Annotated in this window: 14 protein-coding genes; 10 read left to right on the forward strand and 4 right to left on the reverse strand. The window is 50.1% G+C overall.

Annotation, left to right across the window (positions count from 1 at the left end; genetic code table 11):
- Nucleotides 1-240: 240 nt before the first annotated feature.
- The 10 genes from DESTI_RS10510 (at nt 241) to DESTI_RS10560 (ending at nt 13,138) form a co-directional block, all read left to right on the forward strand.
- A complete protein-coding gene (locus tag DESTI_RS10510; RefSeq protein ID WP_014809941.1) occupies nt 241-2,004 on the forward strand; it encodes a sigma 54-interacting transcriptional regulator in 1,764 nt (587 codons plus the stop codon).
- A 323-nt stretch (nt 2,005-2,327) separates the two neighbouring features.
- Nucleotides 2,328-2,963, forward strand: coding sequence for a cobalamin B12-binding domain-containing protein (locus DESTI_RS10515; protein ID WP_014809942.1), 636 nt, complete (start codon nt 2,328-2,330; stop codon nt 2,961-2,963).
- Between the two features lie 15 nt (nt 2,964-2,978).
- Nucleotides 2,979-4,088, forward strand: coding sequence for a uroporphyrinogen decarboxylase family protein (locus DESTI_RS10520; protein WP_014809943.1), 1,110 nt, complete (start codon nt 2,979-2,981; stop codon nt 4,086-4,088).
- Between the two features lie 195 nt (nt 4,089-4,283).
- Nucleotides 4,284-5,660 carry an MFS transporter gene (locus DESTI_RS10525; RefSeq protein WP_014809944.1) on the forward strand — a complete coding sequence of 459 codons (1,377 nt, stop codon included), beginning with the start codon at nt 4,284-4,286 and terminating at the stop codon, nt 5,658-5,660.
- Nucleotides 5,661-5,768: 108 nt separating this feature from the next.
- A complete protein-coding gene (locus DESTI_RS10530) occupies nt 5,769-6,467 on the forward strand; it encodes a DUF1638 domain-containing protein (RefSeq protein ID WP_014809945.1) in 699 nt (232 codons plus the stop codon).
- Nucleotides 6,464-8,290, forward strand: a complete 1,827-nt coding sequence (locus DESTI_RS10535) for an ASKHA domain-containing protein (protein ID WP_014809946.1) — start codon at nt 6,464-6,466, stop codon at nt 8,288-8,290. The genes DESTI_RS10530 and DESTI_RS10535 overlap by 4 nt, the downstream gene beginning before the upstream one ends.
- 396 nt (nt 8,291-8,686) lie before the next feature.
- Nucleotides 8,687-9,670 (forward strand): vWA domain-containing protein, encoded by a 984-nt coding sequence (locus DESTI_RS10545; protein WP_014809947.1) that lies wholly within the window; start codon nt 8,687-8,689, stop codon nt 9,668-9,670.
- A 192-nt stretch (nt 9,671-9,862) separates the two neighbouring features.
- Nucleotides 9,863-11,515: an RIO2 family protein gene (locus DESTI_RS28725; protein ID WP_014809948.1), complete on the forward strand. Its 1,653-nt coding sequence runs from the start codon at nt 9,863-9,865 to the stop codon at nt 11,513-11,515.
- Nucleotides 11,516-11,583: 68 nt separating this feature from the next.
- Nucleotides 11,584-12,339 carry a protein phosphatase 2C domain-containing protein gene (locus DESTI_RS10555; protein WP_014809949.1) on the forward strand — a complete coding sequence of 252 codons (756 nt, stop codon included), beginning with the start codon at nt 11,584-11,586 and terminating at the stop codon, nt 12,337-12,339.
- A 151-nt stretch (nt 12,340-12,490) separates the two neighbouring features.
- On the forward strand, nt 12,491-13,138 hold the full coding sequence (locus tag DESTI_RS10560; protein WP_014809950.1) for a cyclase family protein: 648 nt from the start codon (nt 12,491-12,493) through the stop codon (nt 13,136-13,138).
- 245 nt (nt 13,139-13,383) lie between these two features.
- Here DESTI_RS10560 and gnd read toward each other — a convergent pair whose 3' ends face one another.
- Genes gnd through tkt form a run of 4 tightly spaced genes read right to left on the reverse strand, consistent with a single transcriptional unit; the run spans nt 13,384 to nt 20,147 of the window.
- Nucleotides 13,384-14,799 carry an NADP-dependent phosphogluconate dehydrogenase gene (gene gnd / locus DESTI_RS10565; protein ID WP_014809951.1) on the reverse strand — a complete coding sequence of 472 codons (1,416 nt, stop codon included), beginning with the start codon at nt 14,797-14,799 and terminating at the stop codon, nt 13,384-13,386.
- A gap of 37 nt (nt 14,800-14,836) precedes the next feature.
- On the reverse strand, nt 14,837-17,674 hold the full coding sequence (locus DESTI_RS10570) for a bifunctional transaldolase/phosoglucose isomerase (RefSeq protein WP_014809952.1): 2,838 nt from the start codon (nt 17,672-17,674) through the stop codon (nt 14,837-14,839).
- Nucleotides 17,671-18,123, reverse strand: a complete 453-nt coding sequence (locus DESTI_RS10575; RefSeq protein WP_041287005.1) for an RpiB/LacA/LacB family sugar-phosphate isomerase — start codon at nt 18,121-18,123, stop codon at nt 17,671-17,673. The genes DESTI_RS10570 and DESTI_RS10575 overlap by 4 nt, the downstream gene beginning before the upstream one ends.
- Nucleotides 18,124-18,131: 8 nt before the next feature.
- Complete coding sequence (tkt, locus tag DESTI_RS10580) at nt 18,132-20,147, reverse strand: transketolase (RefSeq protein ID WP_014809954.1); 2,016 nt, start codon at nt 20,145-20,147, stop codon at nt 18,132-18,134.
- Nucleotides 20,148-20,427: the final 280 nt, after the last annotated feature.

Consider the following 20,427-nt stretch of genomic DNA (forward strand, 5'->3'; position numbering starts at 1 on the left):
TTGAATCTCAAAAGTGAATGAATTACGAATTTTGAATCAGATTTCCGGGAATCTGCTTTCTGGGGAGCAGTTGCATGATCCGGCGTATTCCCCTGAGCGTTTCCTTGCTCATGGTTGAGCCGTTTCACAGATTACCGTCTGTCTTTGCTTTCCCAAGAAAATGGGAATCACCGATCACTTTTTTACTCGGAGTCTGTAATCACTGGAGTATACTGTCCTCCATTCTTGAGGAGCAACCCAATGGATTTTAATCTTTCGACGGAAGAGTGGCTAAATATTCTCGATTTTTCGCGCAACGGGGTTGTTGTAGTCGATCGGGAAGGCAGAATCGTTTTCATGAACCAAACCGCTGCAAAGGTGGTCGGGATTTCTTCCGAGGCTGCTATCGGGTGCCGAGTGGAAGAAATCATACCGAGTACGGCTCTTCTGGAAGTCATGAAGAAAGGCAAGAATCAGTCACGCCAGAAGATGATGGTAAACGGCAACATGGTTTTTACCGATCGAATGGTTTTGAGAAAAAAAGGAAAAGTCGTCGGCGCTGTAGGAATATTCCAGGACATTTCTGAATTGGAGAAGTCGTCAGCAGAGTTGGAAAGTGTCAAATCCATGTGCAAGGAATTGGATGCAATCTTCGAAGCTGTTGCGGACGGCCTCGTGTTGGTCGATGAAAAGGGTTGTGTCCTCAGAGTAAATCAGGCTTATCAGAATCTTACCGGAATAACCAACGAGGAATACAGAGGCAAACACGTTCACGAGCTTATAAAAGAAGGCTATATCGGTCGATCCCTGAGTGATAAGGTGATTCAGCGGAAAACACCATACTCAGCCATTGATATTCGCAATGGAAAAGAGCTCCTTCTTACTGCCATCCCGGTGTTCAATGAAGAGGGTGACATCATGCGAGTCGTCACGGCTACTCGGGATATAACCGAATTGAGCGACCTGAAGAACAAACTTGCGGAGAGCGAAGCAGCACGAGATCGTTATCTCCAGGAACTCAAGCGATTACATGCCCAATTGCCGTACAAATTCATCATAACCAACAGTCCGACGATCAAACAGAAGATCGAGCTCGCTCTTCATGTTGCCCAAGTCGATTCCAACGTACTGATTCTTGGTGAATCCGGTGTCGGAAAAGATTTACTGGCACGTCTGATTCATCGTTCGAGTAAACGCGCTCTCAAATCCTTCATAGAGATCAACTGCGGAGCCGTTCCCGCCAACCTTCTTGAATCGGAGTTTTTCGGGTATGAGGCGGGTGCCTTCACGGGGGCGTCGAAGGAAGGAAAGCCCGGTCTGTTTGAACTCGCACAGGGTGGCACCCTGTTCTTGGATGAAGTGGGAGATCTACCGCTTGAACTCCAGGTGAAAGTACTTCGCGCGGTTCAGAACAAACAGATTACTCGAATCGGAGGCACAAAAATCATCAATCTGAACGTGAGAATAATTGCCGCCACAAATCGCGATCTCGAAAAGATGGTGGCAGAGCGGACTTTTCGTCAGGATTTGTACTATCGACTGAATGTCGTGCCCATAGTGCTGCCCCCGTTACGTGAAAGGCGTGAAGATATCGCCCCACTGGCAAAGGAATTCCTGGCGAAATTCAACTCGAAATACGGGTACCAGAAATGGCTTCATCAGGATGTCATTACCCGCCTGACAAATTATGATTGGCCGGGGAATGTGCGGGAATTGGAGAACACCATAGAAAGAGCAGTCGTGACGTGCAGGAACGATTGCATCAACTTGGACTGTTTCAGTCTGGCTCCATGCGACGAACCCGCGAAATGCAGGGATATTTCGATGCTGAAGCAGAATAAGGCAGAAGAAGAAAAACAGCTTATCGTAGAGACTTACAGGCGCACTCACAGCACGAGAAAAACAGCGCAAGCTTTAGGAATTTCACAGTCATCCGTAGTCAAGAAAATGAAGAAATACGGGATTTCCGAGAATCATATTGTAGACGATGCTATGAGCAGGGATAGTAATTATGTGATCGAGTGATTCCATTGTGAATCGACAGGACGCAGACTCTAAGTTGCCGGATATTGACGGTTTACTTCTCGATTATCTCAGTGCCCCCTCCACTCGTCCGATTCCAATGTGAATAATGCCGGCACAAACGAGAGCGCTATTTCAGGCTTTTTGTTGTGGCATTCCTTTTGCATACAATTTCGTCGGCCGGTACCAACCATACGGCGCGTAACAGCCAAAGCAAGTAATCACAATCATATCCGAACGTACCTCGACCTGAATGACTGTTGGGCAGGTCACGAGAGAAGTGCGCCCAACGTGAAAAATCCGGAAAACATATGAGGAGGACTCTTATGAGTAACAATTCGGCCCTTGTTCAAAACGTAGTTGCAGGGGATTGGAAAGATATCGCGAGATTAACCAAGGAATCATTGGACTCAGGTACCAGGGCAGAAGACCTTATTCACCAGTTACAGGCTGGAATGGAAGTAGTTGGAGAAAAGTATTCATCAGGCGAATACTATCTGCCGGACATGATGAAATCGGCACGCTGCATGAATATAGCGTTTGAGGTGTTGAAGCCTGTTATGGAGGGTTCGAATGTCGCCTCATTGGGCAAAATCCTCATTGGCACCGTCAAATCCGATATGCATGACATCGGCAAAAACATCGTAATAGGCTTTCTCAAGGGAGTGGGGTTCGATGTCGTCGACCTTGGAACCGATGTCTCCGAAGAGAAATTTGCAGAAGAAATAGAGCGTCAAAAACCGGATATCGTCGGTTTGTCTTCTCTGTTGACGACGACCATGCACGAAATCGGAACAGTGATCAAGACGCTGGAAGACAAGGGGCTTCGATCGAGTGTCAGAGTAGTGGCAGGCGGAGCGCCCGTAACGGAAGCATTTGCGCTCAGTATGGGAGCGGACGCCTACGCGAAAGACGGCGGCCAGGCCGTTAAAATCTGCAAGCATCTTATGGAAAAGAACTGACGAGGAGATCTCATTATGGCTTTGACGCAAAAACAACGCATATTGGACGTCGTTGCCGGTAAAGTAGTCGACAAACTGCCTTTCGGCGCACGAATTGACGTTTGGTACAACTATCATGCAGCCCACGGTTCACTTCCCGAAAAGTACAAAGACTGGAAACAAACGGATATTATCGAAGATCAAGGGGCCGCCGCACAAAAGCGCTTCTTCTCGGTTTGTAAAGAGATATACCACGACATGGAAGTGGTCAAACGCAAAGAGCCGCCGTATGAAATCACTGAATTCAGAACCCCCATCGGAACCTGCTCCATCAGCTTACTCTGGTCTGTCAACGAAGGCCCCTGGTTGGCTTACGAACATGAGAAACTGTTCAAGAGCGAAAAAGATTACCCCATTATCAAATACATTCTCGAACATACCGAGCCCGTGTACGATGACAATTATACAAAAGAATATCAGGAAATGGGCGAACGTGGGATCGTCATGACCGGAACCGGTCTTTGGGGACCTTCACAGCGAGTGATGCGCGAAATAATGGGGTATGAACTCTTCTACAACGAGTACATGGACAGACCGGAAAAAGTCGATGAGCTGATGGAAGCCATGTTTGCGCTGGAGAGAAAGAAGCTCGACATCATACTGAAATCGGACATCGAGATTATCAACCTATGTGCAAACTGGAGTGATGATATCCACACACCAGTGTTCAGACAATACTTCACACCCTGGTTCCGGGAATGCAACGAGAAGATTCACGCAGCCGGAAAGTTTTCCATGGCCCACGCTGACGGAGAGATGCGAAGACTGATCCCCTTGTACTGCGAAACTATGCTAGATATAGCTGAGGCGATCACGCCTGTTCCGCAGACGCAATGTGAACTCGAAGAATTTCGAGCTATGGGTGACCACGTGACATTATGGGGAGGCATTCCTTCCATTCTGTTTGAGCCTAACTTCAGCGATCAGGAGTTTGATGACTACATCAAGAACATGATCAAGAGGATCAAGCCCGGTACCCGCTTCATAATGGGTATGGCAGACAACCTGCCCGTTGCAGCGGATATAGATCGAGTCGGCCGGGTCCAGAGAATCATAGACGAGTATGGCCGATTGCCCATCGAATAAATAGAGCTATGCATTTCTGCTCTCGCATGACTTCATGCTGATTCCACTCAGATAGGGAATCAGGTAGTCTGGTTCATCCGAATATCGTCTTCTCTGAAGACGATATTCCGTCATCCTTTGTATCCTCGGAAATGCATTGTTCTATGATCCGAATCACATCGCGTCAATCTCTCGCACCTTTTCAGGAGAGGTCACATGTTACAGACAGCATGCAAAGCAGAGAATGAATTCAAGGGCCTCAATCTTCCACAGAGGATGGAGAGGCTGCCTATGACGAAATACCAGAGAACGGTATTTCTCATAATAGCAACTGCTTGGTTTTTCGATTCCATGGACCTTGCGATGATGACATTCGTTCTAGCGCCAGTGAGCAGCACGTTTGGCCTCACTCCGTCTCAAACGGGTATCGTAGGCAGCGCCAGCTTGGCAGGAATGGCATTGGGGGCAGGTCTGGCCGGTATACTTGCGGATCGTTTCGGTCGTAAAGTTATCTTTCAGTACAGTATGATCGTTTGGGGTGCAGCAAGCATCTTCTGCGCTTTTGTGTGGAGTTATGAATCCTTCCTGGTGGCTCGTTTCATCCTTGGATTCGGTATGGGAGCAGAATTCCCGATTGCGCAATCGATGGTGTCGGAGACAATTCCCGCGACCCACAGAGGTAAGTACATCGCATTGCTGGAAGGCTTTTGGCCTCTCGGGTTTATTGGGGCAGGGATCTTGGCTTATTTCCTGGTACCATATGCAGGGTGGCGATCGGTATTCGTGGCAATGGGGTTACCGGCAATTTACGTGCTCGTCATACGGCGAGCCGTCCCCGAGTCGCCCCGCTGGTATGAGAGTCGTGGATATTTGGACAAAGCTGAGGAAACGATGCAATTTCTCGAGAAGAAGGTTGAAGCGGCACACGGCCGGCCTCTTCCTCCACCGGTTACAGACGGCGTAAAGGACGAAATTGCTGCGGGTTCTTTTTCTTTGGCAGAGCTATTTACAAAACAATACAGAATCCGAACTCTTATGGTGTGGCTACTGTGGTTCTTTACTCTTCTGGGGTATTACGGAATTACCACGTGGATGGGCAAACTCCTGGTGGAGAAAGGATTCACCATTACCAAATCCATTGAATTCGTGCTGTTGATGACCCTCTGGGGTGTCCCGGGATTCTTTTCTGCTGCCTATTTGGTGGAAAAGCTCGGAAGAAAACCGGCAGTTATCGGATACGTTTTGTTCAGTGGAGTGGCAGCTTATTTTTATGGAAAAGCCGCAAATCAGACTGAGCTCTTCATTGCCGGAGCATTCATGCAGTTCTTCTTCTTCGGCATGTGGTCAGTCCTGTATGCATATACTCCCGAGTTATTCCCGACCCGGGCGCGGGCAACCGGTTGCGGAACCGCATCCACATGGGGACGAATTGGGGCTCTCATTGGGCCGATGCTGGTCCCGATTATCATGGCGCATTGGGGTGTGGAATCCGTGTTCACACTGGGAGCGTTCTCCTTCTTAATGGGGGCTTTAAATGTGCTCATATTGGGGCCGGAAACGAAAGGGAAAATCCTTGAAGAAATAAGTGGATGAGGTGTTCATCAACTGGCACCCACTCTGGCGCTTTTCCTGTTCTTCACTCCATTCTCACATGGATCGACTGTCAACTGCGATAGATCCTGTACACTGACGGAAACCGCAATGAACACTCGAAGAAACGAGAATCCGACAGCCATAATTGCATGCGACGTCATGCGAAAGGAACTCGAAGCTGCTGCCGATGGCTCTCAAATTCAGTTCCATTTCCTGGATCAAGGTCTGCACCGGACGCCTCAAGAGATGGCTGGAATAATTCAGCAAGAAATAGACACTCTTGAAAGCGTTTCGAAAATCGTCCTCGGTTATGGTTTGTGCTCCGGTGGAATCAAGGGTGTTAAACCGCGTGGGGCGCAATTGATAATTCCCAGATGTCATGATTGTATTCCGCTGTTCTTCGGTTCCCTTGAAAAATACGATCTTATGTTCAAAGCAAGGCCTGGCACTTATTACTTGACGCCGGGGTGGGTAGCAGCTAAGAAAGATCCTTTGGGGATCATATATGACGACTATGCTCCGAAGCACGGTCTGGAAACAGCTTTCTGGGTTATGGAGGAGGAACTGAAACATTACACGCATATAGCGCTCATCGATACGAAAGTAGGCAACTGTCCTGAGCTGAAAACCAGAGCTAAAGAAAATTGCTCTATCTTGAAGAAAGATTACGACGAAATAGAAGGGAGTTTAAGCTACTTTGAGCGGCTCATTCACGGTCCGTACACTCCGGAAGAGTTCGTAACGATAGAAGCAGGTGGAGAGATCACAGAAGCACATTTTTTCGGCTATTTGGGACGAAGTCAATGAAAAGCGATCTGGTGCACCTCAAACCCGGGGCTGAAGGAACTGAAACCGTCCAGGACCTTCTGTTGGCGAAAGGATACCAAATCCGGGCGGATTGCGGTGGTAAAGGCGTATGCGGTAAATGCAAAATCCAAGTTCTGAGTAATTCTTCCGATCGCGCAGAGCATGTCGACCCCGGAACAGGCGCTTCACTCCAGGATTGCGACAATGGATACGTGCTTGCCTGCAAAACTAAAGTGCTTTCGGACCTGCTTGTACGGATTCCGGAAGAAACCTGGGAAACCGCAGATTCAAGCTGCAAAACAGATGTGGAATTCACCATTCCATTAAAGCCTGTAGTGGACAGCTTTTCGGTTGACTCTGTAAAGATTGGAGGCGCAAGAGCCAAAGACGTAGTATCGATAATGGGAAATCTTCCCTGGGGGAATCACAGCGATTTCTCTCGGAGAGCTTTAGCCGATTTCTCAACGTGCGTTCGACGCAACGTCCCTTTCACGCTTGTGCGGCACTTCCAAAGAGGAATTGTAAAAGTGCTTCCCTCAATTCAGCATCGAAGCCTCGGTCTTGCCATCGACCTGGGCACGACCACTCTAGCAGTTTACCTGTGCGATTTGAAAACAGGCAAGTTGGTAGTCGCCAAAGCAGCAGCAAATCCGCAGCGAAAGCATGGAGAGGATGTCATTACTCGTATCGAGTTCGCTTCGAAGGACGAACTCAATGTCAAGCTTCTCCAGACAACCGTTGTCGACAGAATAAACGATCTCATCAAACACTGTCTGTCACATGCAGGTGCAGACCACTCGGATATAGATGAAATAGTGGCCGTTGGTAACACGACTATGCAGCACCTGCTCTGCGGTCTTAACCCGCGTAGTTTAGGGCTTGCGCCTTATCTCCCTGTGACGAAAAAGCCTCTGGACTTTGAAGCTGCTGAAATCGGACTGGATTTCAATGAACGAACCAACCTTCACGTTTTCCCATCCATATCAGGGTTCGTTGGCGGAGATGCTGTGGCCGGAGCCTTGGCCGAAAACCTGGAGGATCGTTCAGGCGTCAATCTGTTAGTGGACATCGGTACGAATGGGGAACTGGTCCTCAGCAATAACGGCCGGTTATGGGCAACGAGCTGTGCAACAGGACCGGCTCTGGAGGGAGCACACATTGAATGCGGTATGAGGGCCGTGCCAGGTGCAATTGACTCCATCACATTCATCCCGGAAACTCGAGAACTGCAGTACTCCACAATTGGTGCAGAAAAAGGGGCTCTGCCGGTTGGTATTTGCGGATCGGGGATTATCGACGGCATAGCCGCCTTGAGAGCCGCGGGAATCATTCTTCCAAACGGGCGATTGAACGAAGCCCTTCCAGGGGTGACTTCGGACAATTCCGGGCTGGGGCGATTCTACACGATTGTTCCTCCGGAGAGGACAGCTTCCGGCAGGTCCGTTCATATTACCTTGAACGATATACGGCAAATCCAAACCGCAAAGGCAGCATTGGCTGTTGGGATCAAACTTCTCATGAGAGTCGCCGGGGTAGAAAAAATCGATCGTCTAGTGCTTACTGGTGCTTTCGGAGCACATTTTGACTGGAGAAACGCTGTGTCAATCGGTATGCTGCCTGAAGCAGCCGTTCAAGGTAACATCGATATCACCGAGAACGCAGCAGGGTTGGGGGCTGCCATGGCTCTCATGAACGGTGATTTGCGAAAGAAAGCGGCCGATCTGGCCGAAAAGACAACCGTCATAGAATTGGCCGAACATGCCGAATTCCAGGATGAATTCATAGACGCCCTCGATTTTCCACCTTTCCCTCAGAACACTTGAATTTTGTCATCAGCCCTAAAAACCAATTGCAGACTGGCAGGGGAGGGGGCATTATAAGCGCAAACGAGGCGGCACAGTTCGCTCATGTGTCTTCCCGTTTACGCACTTCGTTTTCACCTCTCTCGTGTTGAACTCTGGCCAGAACTCGTACCAAACCATGAAGCCGGCTCGGGCATGTCTCCGAAGCGAAGTCAGGCGGTGCCGTTCCTAGCGGAGGAGATTTGCCAGGGCCGGCAATGAACAAAATTGTCATCACAAGCGGCTGGCGGACTTGAAACCATTGAGCTCGATCGGTAGCGGTGATATATGCCTCCACGAAAAGCGATCGCCGTGTTTTTGCTCTCTAATGCGTGACCGGACAAGAAGATCGAAATGAGAGAAAAGGAGATAATAACAATGATTCAGCCCTATACAGAAGAAGTCTCTCGAAATAACCCCTTAACCGTGATCTTTCTCGTGGACCAGTCGGGTTCGATGGATGCCCCCTTTGGTGGAGGGATTTCCGTAAGCAAGGCACAGGTCACGTCCGATGCCCTGAACAAGTTACTGGATACATTAGTGATCAAGGCCACAAAGGGTGAGGAAGTGTACAACTACTGCTACGTCTCCATCATCGGATACGGAGAAAAGGTAGGCTCGGCTTTTGGCGGCATACTCGAGAAGAAGGAGCTGATCACTCTGTCGGAATTGCAGGAACACCGCTTGAGGGTGGAGATGAGAACCCGCAAAATATCTGATGGTGCCGGAGGTCTGGTCGAATATGAGGAGCCTTTCTCTGTGTGGGTCGAGCCCAAAGCCGAGGGGATGACTCCTATGAGACGGGCATTCGAGAAAGCTTTACAACTTGTGGATTCCGCTCTGCAGGAGAAGCCCAATTCACATCCTCCCATCGTGATAAATATCACCGACGGCGCCTATACCCCCCCGGGCGATCAGGGAACTCCAGCTTCCATTGCGCGGGAAATTATGTCCAAACAAAACACCAACGGCAGCAATGCGCTTGTGTTCAACAGCCATATCACCCATGAACAGATTGGCGCGATCCTTTACCCTGCTTCCGATACGGGGATCAAGGATGACTACGCCAAAGAACTTCTCTCCATGTCATCGCCCATCCCGCAGCTCTGGCTTTCATTGGCGGCAGCACGAAAAATGGATGCAATAGGGGAGGGGTCACGAGGCTTTGTGTACAACGCGGATGTTGTGACCCTGATCGAATTCATCAATTTTGGAACTCAGATAGCAGTAGGAGGAGAAATATATCCGGGACAAAGCGAACTCCGAGAAGTACGGCCGGATCGATCCTCCGGCTCCGGAGAAGCAATCGGCAAGCCCGACGGTAGACTCGCATCAGGTGAGCCCGATTTGAGCAAGGACTAAGCAAAGAAAATGAGCGCTGCTCTGACACTTGTATGCACAAGACCTCACAAGGGGGTTGGATATGGTTCATACCATTTCGCAGTTATACCAAGATAGCAGAGGATACTCCCAGCCTCCCAGATTATGAAAAGACAAGGGAATCGCTATTCAGAGTAGCGGGCATACAGTTGAGTGCCTTGTCGAGAGGTCGATATGGCGTGGCCACAGATCGTTGAGTTCCGGAATGCGATCCGGAATACGAAAAATCTCAAACATCCGCAGTTAGCGCAAGGGTTCGTTGAAACAGACAAATTCGGGCAGCCTAAGCCGTGGTCCGGAGGAATGGCTGTCGTTTACAAAATCAGGGTGGGAACACTCGATTGGGCTCTCAGAACTTTTCAGGGTGAAACAGATCTTCTCCAGACGTACGAGAAGCTTTCGGAATATTTCAAATTGGTTGAGCATGACAATCCGCTTCGCGCGTATTTCGCTCGCTTTTATTATATTCAAAAAGGCCTTTTTCTGCCTATGTACCCGAAAGATCCTCGCAATCCCTATCCTATCGTGCTTATGCGATGGATCGAAGGACAACCGCTTGATACCTGGGTGAAAGAGAACCTGGATCGACCCGGCGCTCTCCAGGAGATGGCAACAAAGTGGCTTGACATGGTATCGGCCCTGTACTCGGCAGGCATTGCGCATAACGATCTTCAGCAGGGAAACGTTCTGGTAACCCCGGAAAGTGATTTGAGGCTCATCGACTACGATGGGATGTTTGTGCCGTCAATGGAAGGAGAACGAGCGAGAGAACTGGGGCATCCCAATTGGAGACATCCGCGGCGCCGCTCAGACGATTTTGCTCCCTATCTGGATCAATTTCCGGGTTATGTGGGGTACGTCTCTCTCTTGGCTCTTTCGCAGTGCGGGAGCCTCTTTGATACATATCACAACGGACAGAATCTCATATTCACTTTTTCAGACCTTTGTCACCCTGGTTCCTCTTCTCTTTGTAAAGAATTGGGCAACCTGACGAAAACAGCAAATGGGTTCAAGTCGGTATCTGCTATGATGCGAGATTTGGTCGAGTGGGCCGATAATCCTGTCAATTCGAAGACCATTAAACAGCTCCTGGCAAAGCCTCGTCCGGTCGTTGTTCAGCCACCTGTTAGTCGAGCCATTGCCGCTTGCAGCATGTGCGGAGCCAAACCTGCAAATAATCTCATCAACAATCGGCCTGTCTGTCTCAAGTGTTATCACGGTCACTCGACCTCCCATCCGCGGCAGCAGAATATGCCGTTCAAGAGAGTTGAAGTAACCCAGAATGCGGGATCTCAGCCTCAGGGATCTCAGCCTGTTACCAAAAGTGACAGGAGATTCCCGGCAGATTTTCCACCACTGCAAATCACCACTTCTTACGGTATTCCCATAAGTGCCATGAGTGCTGTCGAGGCACGGAGAAGGCATCTCGTCATATTCGGTAAACGGTGGGTGACTTCGCAACAGAGGAGGGAGCTGCGGAAACAGTGGTGGACCATCTTTCTCGTCCGTTCCATAGCTTTGTGCCTTGCCGCTGCCGGTATCGGTATGGCCATTCTCGCATGGGTCGGATCGCCATCCTGGGAAGGATTCCTGGCAGGTGCCGTCTTCGGAAGTGGGTATATGCTGGTGGGCTTTTCCCTGAATCGGTTCAGAAAATGGGCTCATGGTCCAGCCGTGATACTTTTTTGCCTGATAGGCCTGGCCTCTTTGATCCTGATTTTGACCGCTAATTTTCTTCTCGGAGTAGTTTTCTCAGCTTTCCTGGCAGTAGTTTTGTGGGGCGCATTCAACAGGGAGGCTCGAAAGATATTCCCTATCAAGAACTGACAAGAAGAGTCCTATCGAATTTCGCAAACATAAGTGTGTCAGTTTGCTTGTGCAGTGAAGGAGATCGAATGAGTGAACAGACGTTGCTTGTGAGAGGGTGGAGCGTTCCGAAGTATAGCGAGACTCAAAACGAGGACTCCTGGGGCGCTGATACGTGTACCGGGCTCATAGCAATTGCAGACGGTGTGGGAACTGCCTCGTATTCTCGGGAATGGGCAGAAGTCCTTGTAAGCGGTTTTGTCGGCGGACAGTTGGCAATCCCTGAGAGTGTTGCGCTCTTTGAGAATCAGTTGGGGCCGCTCCGTAACCAATGGTGGGGAATGGTTCCATGGGAACGACTGGCGCAAAAGGGATACCCTTATGACTGGAAGGCCAAACAAGGCGGTTTTTCTACGTTTCTCGGACTGAAGATTCAAAATGGAGGGTGGTCGGCCTTTGCGATTGGCGACTGCAATCTTTTTGTCGTTACCTACGATGCAAATTACAGGATTTCATGGCCTGCATCGAGCGATGCCGATTTCGGAAACACACCTGTGTCGATCCGTTCGGTGAAGTTCGGCCGCTCGAACGATCCGCATTCTGATAAGAACGTCTTTCACGCCCTACAAAAACATGAGAGCCGGCTGGAATCGGGAGACTGCATCGTACTGTGCACAGATGCTCTGTCCGCATTCTTGCTTGCCAACAAGAATCGCTCGGAGCTCTGGTGGACCCTGCTGAGTTTCGACGATTCCCAGGAGAACTTTGCTGAATGGATCGGTCTTCTTCGCCGTGAAGGTCTCAAGAATGATGATACCACCGCCGTAGTGATCGAGACGCTCTAACCGAGACGAAGCATTTTATATGAATACGATAATTTGCCAATAGAAACAAACTGCGTGATACATTGTCAATATGCATGAATTGGTAAATCACTTGAATGGGATTTCGAGATCGTAAACAACGTAGCAATGCAGGATGGACACAGGAGCAAACATGAAAATACACGATGTTACCCTTACCATATCCTCATCGCTGCCTATTTATCCCGGAAATCCTGATGTTCGAATTACTCGTGTTCATACAATAGGCAAAGATCATCATTCCAATCTCACCAAAATAGAAATGGGGACTCACACAGGTACACATGTCGATGCTCCCATTCATTTCATCGAAGGATCTGCCGCTGCGGAAGCATTGGATATCAGCGCACTTATAGGGCCCGCGGCCGTAATCGATGCAACCCATGAGAACATTATCTCAGCGGAATGTTTGGAGAGGCTGAGCATACCTGAGGGAATCGAGCGCATTCTGTTTCGTACTCGCAACTCCGCAATGTGGAAATCCAGTCCGCATGATTTTGTACCTGAATTCGTGGGAATCTCGGCAGACGGCGCGGAATGGTTGGTGAATAGGGGGGTTAAAGTAGTGGGAATCGACTATCTTTCTATTGCTCCGTTCAAAAAGGCAGCGCCTACGCATAACACACTTCTGGCTGCTTCGGTCATCCCCATAGAAGGTCTGGATTTATCGACCGTCGATCCTGGTATGTACTTTCTGATTTGTCTGCCGCTAAAAATAGAAGGAAGTGACGGATCGCCGGCTCGAGTGGTGCTCATCGAGGATTTCGAGACGCTCTCTTGATACCATTCGCTTTCAAGCAGCAAACACTGGGGAAACCCTTCTTGCAAGAAGTGTTTCCCCAAGCCCCATCCCAAGAACTCTTAGCATTTGGCTTAAATCATGGTTTTTCCGTGAAAAAACCATGATTTAAGCAAGTGTTAAGAGTTTTTTGGAGGAGTTTGAGGAACCTTTTTTGCAAAAAAGGTTCCTCAAGTATTACTTCTTCGAAAGCGAATGGTGCCAGGGTTTCTTTGCTGATTTTGTAGTTATCTTTCAGGTTGTCCCCATTCAGTGTGAAAGGCGCCGGGTTCATCAATTCGTTCGTACGTGTGGCTTCCGAAGTAATCTCGTTGCGCCTGGATGAGATTTGCCGGCAGCCAACTGCTCCTGAACGAGTCAAAATAGGACAAGGATGCTGCGAAGGCGGGAATCGGGATTCCTACTGCCGTGGCACTCCGTACCAGCTTGCGCAGGCTCCCCTGGCATTCGTTTATTTTCTTGCCAAGTGATTCGTCAAACATCAAGTTGGATAGATCGGGCCGTTTCTCGAAGGCAGAACGAATCTTCTCCAGTACTGCTGCACGAATAATGCATCCACCCCGCCAAATTCGAGCCACATCACTCAAAGGCACGTCGTACTGATAGTGCTTCGATGCAGCACTCAGCAAAGCCATACCCTGGGCGTACGTCATGATCGTACACGCGTACAGCGCATTTCTGAGGTCCTCGACCTGGACCTCGCTTTTATCTTCAAAGCTACCGCACTCTCCAAAAATACTCGCACCCTGTTGCCGGTCGTGCCTGAGGGCAGAGAGATGCCTCATCACCACAGCGGTATCCATGGTCGATAGGGGAATGCCGAGATCCATCGAGTCCTGTGAAGCCCATTTGCCGGTTCCCTTTTGCTTCGCCTCGTCCAAGATCCGATCGATGAGAGGCAGAGACGTCTTCTTATCTCGCTGCAAAAATATTCCACTCGTAATCTGGACCAGATATGATTCAAGCTCACCTTGATTCCATTCTTCGTACACCTGGTGTAAGCGCTCTGCATCAAATTGGAGTCCGCGTTTCATAATGTCGTAGGTCTCGCCTATAAGCTGCATGATCCCATATTCGATCCCGTTATGGACCATTTTCACGTAGTGTCCGGCTGAGCCCGACCCGAGATAAGCCACGCACGGATCGCCGTTTACCTGGGCTGCAGCCGCCTCGAACAGAGGCCGAACCTGCTCGTATGCCTCCTTGTTCCCTCCTGGCATGATACTCGGTCCATACCGGGCTCCTTTCTCTCCTCCTGAAACTCCAACCCCCATGAAATGGATTCCTTTTTCGGAAACATATTCGATGCGTCGATCCGTGTCCGAAAAATGCGAGTTTCCCGCGTCTATTATGAGATCTCCCGGATTTAAGTGCGGTAAGAAATCTTTGATTGCCATATCGACCGGCTTACCGGCCGGAACGAGCATCAGGATGGCGCAAGGGGTTTTCAAGGCAGACACGAAATCCTCCACGGATCCGTATCCCTCGAATCGGCGTTCCATCGCGTCCGTATTCAGGGCTTTTACCTTACTGGAATCGATGTCAAAGCCTGCCACAGAGAAACCTTTGTCGCGGAAGTTCAAGGCAAGATTTCTACCCATAACCCCCAACCCGACCAGTCCTATGTCAGCATAGCGAACCATTGTGTTCTCCCGACCTCGTGGCGATCTTGACCACTTGTCACGATTTGAAAGCCTCTCGCATGATCTGCTGCATTGCCGCCAGGCCCTCATCCGTGTTTCGGCCTAAGTCGATCCGGAGAATCCGCCGGCCATGCCGCAGCAGGGCGTCGAGATCTCCCTTGGCCTGAGCCCTTTTTAGGGTGCCAAAAGTGTACCCGGCGCCCGGTATGCTTATGTCTTCCTTATCCTTTGCAGTGAGTTGCACGAAAATGCCGCTATTCGGGCCACCTTTATGAAACTGTCCTGTGGAATGAAGATACCGGGGGCCGTATCCCACCGTAGTTGCCACATGCAACTTGTCCCTGGCCAGGAGACGCATCTCTTGTAGCGCCCGATCCGTAGCGGAATTCTCTGTAAGGTATGCCTGAAACGCAATGTAGTCGCCCGGAGAGCACTGTCCAAAGAAATCGCGCAGGAGAGAAGATGCTGAAGAGCCCTCTTTGGCATGATAAAATGACAAGGGTCCACTTTTCAGACCTGGAAGCTCTTCTTCGAATGTCCCTTTGGATGTGATTTCCTTGAGCAGACGGTTCGTGTTTTCCTTGCTCTCTTGCACGTTTGGCTGATCGAACGGATTGATACCCATGACTGCTCCGGCAGTCGCAGTGGCAATTTCCCACCGGAAGAATTCCTGCCCGATATCCAATTTATCGCCCATTTGGATTGTTGTCACCGGGTGGCCTGCATCGAGGAGTCGCTTTACACGATTCGCCGCGGAATCGTTCTCTGTGCCGCCTATCTGAAAACAAACGAAATTCCGGTCCGTTCCGTAGACTTCCGGATCGCCCGGATCTTCGCCTGCTACGGGAAGAATGCCGGTGTCTTCTTTCCCGGTGCTCTCTGCTAGAAGTTGCTCGAGCCACATGCCGAAGGTGTTCAGGTCGGGAGGCGTAAGCAATGTGAGCTTGTTTCTGCCCAGGTTCGCAAGCTCACCTATGGCAGCACCCAATGCCACTCCAGATTCCTCTGATATATGAGAAGTGGCGTTGCAGGAGTACATCATGATCAGCGCTCGTTCCAAAAGCTCCGGAACGTCGACACCCATGAGAGCAGCGGGAACGAGCCCGAAGTACGAAAGAGCTGAATACCTGCCGCCGATGTCTGAAAAGTTCAAGAAGATCTGCAAAAAATTACGCTTCCTGGCCAATTCAACAAGAGGCGTTCTCGGGTCGGTTATCGCCACAAAATTGTCTCCTGCTGCAGACCCTTTAATAGATTTGAGCCGTTCATAAAAGTAGTCTCCGAAAGCACTGACTTCTGTTGTCGTGCCGGACTTGCTCGCCACGATGAAGAGAGTCTCCGCGAGAGGTACGGATCGTTCGATCTGCAAGATAGTGCCAGGGTCGGTAGTATCGAGCACCGAAAGAGGCAAGCCGTTTGGAGCGAGGGGAAAGGATCGTGCAAAAATCAGGGGTGCCAGACTGCTTCCACCCATTCCCATATGAACAACATGCCTGAATCCGCTCTTTTTGACTTCGGTAGCAAATCGTTGAAGATGCGGGGCAGCGGAGATCATCTTATCAGCCACATGGAGCCAGCCCAAGGCATTTGAAATCGTTTGACGATCCGCCGGATCGCTTTTCCAGGCCGTAGGATCCTTCCGCCACATACGTTTTACGAAATCCTGCTTTTCCAGGGAACGAACACTCTCGTCTATTGCTTCTCTACAATTCGGAGCCCTCATTTGTTGGTGTTCGGGACGCGCCTCGAGAGCTTCTTTACGCTTTTGCTTCAGCTCCTCCATTAATTTGTCGTATGGTTTGTTAAATTTCTCGATTCCCTCTTCCACCAACCGGCGAGTAACCTCATTCAGGTTAATGCCAATCTGATTAAGCCGATCGAGGGTCTGTTCCGCCTCTTGCACGTTCTCTTCCAGACGCGGAGCTGGTTCGCCATGATCGCGATACGCATTGAGCGTCTCCATGGGGAGCGTATTTACAGTGTCGGGACCTATGAGTGCTTCGACATATTTCACGTCGCTGTAGTCGGGGTTCTTTGTGCTGGTGCTTGCCCACAGCACTCTCTGCGGACGGCCTCCCCGATCGGCGAGTCTCCGGAAGCGATCGCTCGAGAACATTTCCTTGTAAATCTGATACGCTATTTTCGCGCTGGCAATGGCGACGTTCCCGTGAATGGAACGGGCAATATTTGCCGTCTCGCCTCCTTTGTCGGCTATCTCCTCCAGCTTGGGGTCCACCAGGATATCAATGCGGCTGAGGAAAAAACTGGCCACTGAAGCAATCCGATCGATGGGTTGACCGCTGGCCAGCCTGTCCTCGAGACCGGCTATGTACGCTTCGGCGACATCTCGATATCTATCCAACCCGAACAGGAGAGTAATATTCACATTTATGCCTTCACCTATGAGTTGTCGGATAGCAATCAGCCCCTCTCGGGTAGCAGGAACTTTTATGAGCAGGTTGGGACGATTCACAGCATGCCAGTAATTCCGCGCCTGCTTGATCGTATCTTCAGTCCGCCGAGCAAGATTCGGAGCGACTTCGAGACTCACAAACCCGTGACGACCGTCTGAAGCATCGTAAAGAGGCCTGAAAACGTCCGCAGTCTCCTGAATGTCAGCGAATGCGAGAGCCTCGTAAATTTCTATCTCTGTCTTACCTTCCAGCGCCAGAGAGTTGATTGCACTATCATATTCATCACTTCCGGCAATGGCTGTGTAGAATATTTGGGGATTTGACGTCACTCCCCTGAGTCCGTCTTCATCCACGAGCTGCTGCAATTCCCCTGAAAGGAGCATGTCTCGACGAATGTAGTCCAGCCAGATACTCTGACCGAATTCCTGGATTTTCATGAGGGGATTGTTGCTTGTTTTCATGAGTTTTTCCTCTCCAGTGCATCTATTGCAGCCAAACGTCTGCGGTGCCGCTGTTCGCCCGAGAATCGCGCACTGAGAAATGCATGCACCAGATCCCTGGCAAGAAACGAACCTATTACTCGGCCTCCAAGACACATGATATTCATGTTGTCGTCCTCAACTCCCTGATGTGCGGAAAAGACATCGTGAATAAGGGCTGCCCGTACACCGGCGATCTTGTTCGCGGCAATGCTTGCACCAACACCCGATCCGCACACGGCAATTCCCCTGCCCAATGACCCATTGGCCACTTCTATCGCAAGGGGCACAACAAAATCCGGATAGTCGTCATCTTTATTCAGACTGTAAGCACCGAAATCTGTCACTTTGTACCCTGCATCCCGAAGCGCGGCCGTTATCTCTTCTTTGAGATGAAAACCGCCGTGATCGCACGCGATTCCGATAGACATCATTGGATTTACTTTCCTTTTCCCAACATGTTCAGCGCCCGGTTACAGACGTTGTCAACACTGAAGCCAAGTTTCTCGAGTACCGTTTCCCCCGGAGCGGATGCACCGAAGCGGTCCACGCCTATGACTTCGATGCTCGGTCCTACGTATGGTCTCCATCCCAGGGTGGCTCCCGCCTCTACGGCAAGTATGGGTACGTGAGGAGTGAACACGGTGTTCCTGTAATCTTCATCTTGCTTATCGAACAGATTCCAGGATGGCATGCTTACGGCTCGAGCATGAACACCTCTTGAGAGAAGTCTCTCTTGCGCCTGCAGGATGAGCTGTACTTCAGATCCCGAGGCGACCAATATAATGTCGGGCGTGATTCCTTCTTTACTATCGGAGATAATATATCCGCCTTTTTCCACGCCGTTCGCTATATTCGGATATTTGGAGAGATCGAAAACGGGCAGATTTTGCCGGGTGAGGGCCAGGGCTACAGGACCTTCACGATGTTTCAGCGCCACTTGCCACGCCTTTGCGGTCTCATTTGCATCTGCAGGTCTGATAAGCACAAAATTAGGAATGGCTCTCAAACCGACCAACTGCTCAATCGGCTGATGAGTAGGTCCATCCTCTCCCAGGCCTATACTGTCATGGGTAAATACATAAATTACGTGCAATTCGGTCAATGCCGCCAACCGCATCGAAGGCCGCATGTAATCGCTGAAAATGAGAAATGTGGCAACGTAGGGGATGAATCCTCCATGAAGCGCTATGCCGTTGGCTGCTGCACCCATGATGTGCTCGCGGACACCGAAACGCAGGTTTCGTCCGCGGTAATCGTTTGCCTGAAAATCACTCAAGTCTTTGATCAGGGTTTTCGTACTCGGCGCCAAATCTGCCGCTCCGCCTATCAGTTCGGGCATTTTCGGAGCAAGCACATTAATCACCTTTCCCGAAGCGGAACGGGTTGCTATCGGACCGTCATCGGGCTTGAAAGACGGCAGTTCACGATCCCATCCTTCAGGAAACGATCCCGAGATCCGCCTCCTGAATTCGGAAGCAAGATCGGGATAACGTTTCTCGTACTCCTCGAGACTCGATTTCCACTCCGACTCCCGTGCTTTCCCCCTGTCAACTGCTTTGCGAAAATGTGTAAGGGCTTCGTCTGGAATGTAGAAGGTAGGCTCTGTCGGCCAGCCGAGATTTTCTTTCGTCAGCCGAACCTCTTCTTCGCCTAACGGCTCACCATGCGCTGCACTTGAATCCTGTTTGTGAGGACTGCCGTATCCGATATGGGTGCGCATTTCGATGAACGATGGTTTGTTTTTCTCTAACCGAGCTGCTTCGATGGCTGTATGGACTGCATTGAGGTCATACGGATTTCCCACCAGTTGAGTGTGCCAGCCAAAGGCATCGAAACGAGTTCGACAATTTTCGGTGAATGCCAAGTCGGTGCTTCCCTCTATGCTGATCTTGTTGCTGCAATAGCACACGATGAGCTTGCTCAAACGCAGGTGTCCGGCCAGAGATCCGGCTTCTGAGGATAAACCTTCCATGAGGTCGCCGTCGCTGACCATCACGTATGTATAGTGATCCACTATTTTGTGATCGGGTTTGTTGAACTGAGCCGCAAGAGCGGCTTCAGCCATGGCCATACCAATTGCATTTCCCAATCCCTGACCCAGGGGCCCTGTTGTTGCCTCGACACCGGGTGCTTTCCGATATTCAGGGTGACCTGGAGTTTTGCTCCCCCATTGGCGGAACTGTTTAATCTCATCCAATGAGAGATCGAAACCCGTGACATGAAGCATTGCATAGAGCAATGCGCAACCGTGGCCCGCGGAAAGCACGAAACGGTCTCGATCCGGCCATGAGGGATTTGTGGGGTTGTACTTTAAGAATTTGTCCCAGATAACGTACGCGATAGGCGCCGATCCCAAAGGTAGTCCCGGATGGCCGGAATTGGCTTTTTCCACCATGTCTACAGCCAGAAATCGAAGAGTATTTATGCATAATTGGTCAAGGTCAATCCCCATTGCAGTAGCCCTCTCATTGGTTTGTTAAAATGGACTTATTTTGTTAGTTTTTGCATATGTTTTCATGTGCTTGCCAATTCGTCTCCTATGTCGCCTACAGCATGGACAATACGAGCTTTTGGTTCTTTCCTTGTGAGACACTTGTAACAGGAAAATTTCCACAAAATTTGTGAGCGAACAGAGCATCTCCGACCAAAACCAATACAGCGGCACATTTATATGGTTGCACGGCATTGTAAGAAATCGCGGGCAACTCGATAACTAACATTTGAATATCAGG

The sequence above is a fragment of the Desulfomonile tiedjei DSM 6799 genome (assembly GCF_000266945.1).
Taxonomy (GTDB): domain Bacteria; phylum Desulfobacterota; class Desulfomonilia; order Desulfomonilales; family Desulfomonilaceae; genus Desulfomonile; species Desulfomonile tiedjei.

Bases quoted from the DNA above. Each gene is read 5' to 3' on its own strand.
- DESTI_RS10575 (WP_041287005.1), bottom strand. From the start codon at position 18,123: ATGTCTATCGGAATCGCGTGCGATCACGGCGGTTTTCATCTCAAAGAA.
- DESTI_RS10515 (WP_014809942.1), top strand. From the start codon at position 2,328: ATGAGTAACAATTCGGCCCTTGTTCAAAACGTAGTTGCAGGGGATTGG.
- DESTI_RS10525 (WP_014809944.1), top strand. From the start codon at position 4,284: ATGTTACAGACAGCATGCAAAGCAGAGAATGAATTCAAGGGCCTCAAT.
- DESTI_RS10570 (WP_014809952.1), bottom strand. From the start codon at position 17,674: ATGAAAACAAGCAACAATCCCCTCATGAAAATCCAGGAATTCGGTCAG.
- tkt (WP_014809954.1), bottom strand. From the start codon at position 20,147: ATGGGGATTGACCTTGACCAATTATGCATAAATACTCTTCGATTTCTG.
- gnd (WP_014809951.1), bottom strand. From the start codon at position 14,799: ATGGTTCGCTATGCTGACATAGGACTGGTCGGGTTGGGGGTTATGGGT.
- DESTI_RS28725 (WP_014809948.1), top strand. From the start codon at position 9,863: ATGGCGTGGCCACAGATCGTTGAGTTCCGGAATGCGATCCGGAATACG.
- DESTI_RS10545 (WP_014809947.1), top strand. From the start codon at position 8,687: ATGATTCAGCCCTATACAGAAGAAGTCTCTCGAAATAACCCCTTAACC.
- DESTI_RS10560 (WP_014809950.1), top strand. From the start codon at position 12,491: ATGAAAATACACGATGTTACCCTTACCATATCCTCATCGCTGCCTATT.
- DESTI_RS10520 (WP_014809943.1), top strand. From the start codon at position 2,979: ATGGCTTTGACGCAAAAACAACGCATATTGGACGTCGTTGCCGGTAAA.
- DESTI_RS10535 (WP_014809946.1), top strand. From the start codon at position 6,464: ATGAAAAGCGATCTGGTGCACCTCAAACCCGGGGCTGAAGGAACTGAA.
- DESTI_RS10510 (WP_014809941.1), top strand. From the start codon at position 241: ATGGATTTTAATCTTTCGACGGAAGAGTGGCTAAATATTCTCGATTTT.
- DESTI_RS10555 (WP_014809949.1), top strand. From the start codon at position 11,584: ATGAGTGAACAGACGTTGCTTGTGAGAGGGTGGAGCGTTCCGAAGTAT.
- DESTI_RS10530 (WP_014809945.1), top strand. From the start codon at position 5,769: ATGAACACTCGAAGAAACGAGAATCCGACAGCCATAATTGCATGCGAC.